The sequence below is a fragment of the Campylobacter gastrosuis genome (assembly GCF_030249845.1).
Lineage (GTDB): Bacteria > Campylobacterota > Campylobacteria > Campylobacterales > Campylobacteraceae > Campylobacter_A > Campylobacter_A gastrosuis.
On the sequence record NZ_JANURM010000051.1, the window covers coordinates 1 to 1,629 of the forward strand.

The following is a 1,629-nucleotide window of genomic DNA, read 5'->3' on the forward strand; positions in this document are numbered from 1 at the left end:
CTTGTCAAAGCTAGGCTTATAATGATTAAAGCCGTCAATGGCTCTAATTTTTAGCTCGGTTAATCTTGCTTGTGCATCCATTTAATAGCCTTGAATTTCTAGCTCAAAACCTTTAACAAAATCGTCCTCTGGCACTGCATTTATCGCTTTTAATGCCTCATCGCTCATTACGCCGTTTTCATCAACACCAGCGACCCTTTGAGCCGTTTTTATCGCTTCTCTAAACCCCCTATAAGTTGCAAATTGATAGATTAATTTGCCCGTTTTTTTATTAAGCTCATTAAGTCTTATAAACTCCACCAATTCAGGGTCTAGGTTGTCAATCGTTGCTTTTGCCATTTTTTATCCTTTTTAAAATATTAAAATATGTGCTTTCGCTTATCTTTGTAAGCTCAATTACACGCTTTTTATTTACACCTTTTAAAATTAACTTATGGGCTAAATCTGACTTATACCGCTTATTTGGCAGTCTTTTTAATCCACTTGTTAATTTGCAAATCACACCAGCCATCGTTAATTTTAAGCTCTCATCATCAAGCGTGGCGATAGCTCTTATTAACTTTGGCTCAATGTTTGCTTTAATATAATCAAATTGCCACTGCAAAATCTAGCCCTTTTTTGGAGTGTTTTGCATTTTTTTTAAAATTTTTACCAAAAATCATAATTATCCTCTCTAAAATCCCTCCTTGCTAAGTCTAAAATTTCATCAAAAAATGTAAGTGCTAAGCTATCGGCAAAATCAGGGCTTACGCCAAACTCTTTTTTTATTATCTCTTTTGGCACGATTAAATAACGCTCTTGCTTATCAAATGTAAAACTTATCATTTGCAGTTGTTTTTTTAGCTTCTCATTATTTGGCAAAGACAAAAGATTAAATTTGTCTTTTAGCCTAAAAAACATCTCAGCCCTTTTGTTTGCGTATCTTTTTTCATCAGTGGCTTTAAAACTGCCCTTTGCTTCACGCACAACGCCCCTAAGCCCCAAATCACAAAGTGCGTCATAAGCACCGGCACCAACACCTACGCTATCTATAAAAATTGCAGCTGGCTTAATTTCTGCTCTTTCATATTCGCCGTAAATCGCTCTTGCAAGCTCTGTTACGCTGTTTATGCGGTAGCTTTTAAACTCTTGCACGTTATAGCCATTACGCACACATAAAACGCTCTCATCATCGCCCTCACGTGCGACGTCTAGTCCCCACACGACTTTTGCGTTAGGCTCGTGCAAACTTGCTCTATTTACCGCACTTTCAATCATTGCAAGGTTAAAAACGCCGTTGCTGGTTGTGTCTAAAAACTCGCCAAAAATCTCCTGCCTAGCCACATCGCTATCAGCACCGCCAAGCTCTAAAACCAATCTGTCTATTTCATCACGATTTAGCAGCGGATTATCATAAGAGCTAAACTGAAAATTTACCCAGCCACTCTCATTTTTCATCCCACGCTGAGCTAGTTCGTAAAATTTATTTTTACCCTTTGGCACACCGCCGATAAATGCACGTGATTTTGGATTATCAAGTAGCATTGGACTAATTGCATTATCCCACAAATAGCTATCTTTTAAAATAATCCCTGCTTCGTTTAAAATCACTATATCATAGCCAAAGCCCTCTATATTTTCAGGGCGTTC

At 37.7% G+C, this 1,629-nt stretch carries 3 protein-coding genes; all 3 read right to left on the reverse strand.

All coding sequences use genetic code 11. The annotated features are described in order from the left end of the window. Positions 1–81: 81 nt before the first annotated feature. Entirely contained in the window at positions 82–339 is a 258-nt protein-coding gene (locus tag NYG85_RS12000) for a lysozyme family protein (protein ID WP_284938904.1), read from the reverse strand. Then, the gene (locus NYG85_RS12005; RefSeq protein WP_284938906.1) at positions 320–604 is read right to left on the reverse strand and encodes a resolvase; all 285 of its coding nucleotides are present in this window, start codon (positions 602–604) and stop codon (positions 320–322) included. Before NYG85_RS12005 ends, NYG85_RS12000 begins: the two co-directional genes overlap by 20 nt. A 44-nt stretch (positions 605–648) precedes the next feature. Continuing rightward, the coding region (locus NYG85_RS12010) for a hypothetical protein (RefSeq protein WP_284938907.1) at positions 649–1,629 on the reverse strand (981 nt) is incomplete at its 5' end.

Excerpts from the sequence above, each read along its gene's own strand:
- NYG85_RS12000 (WP_284938904.1), bottom strand. The coding sequence starts at position 339 with ATGGCAAAAGCAACGATTGACAACCTAGACCCTGAATTGGTGGAGTTT.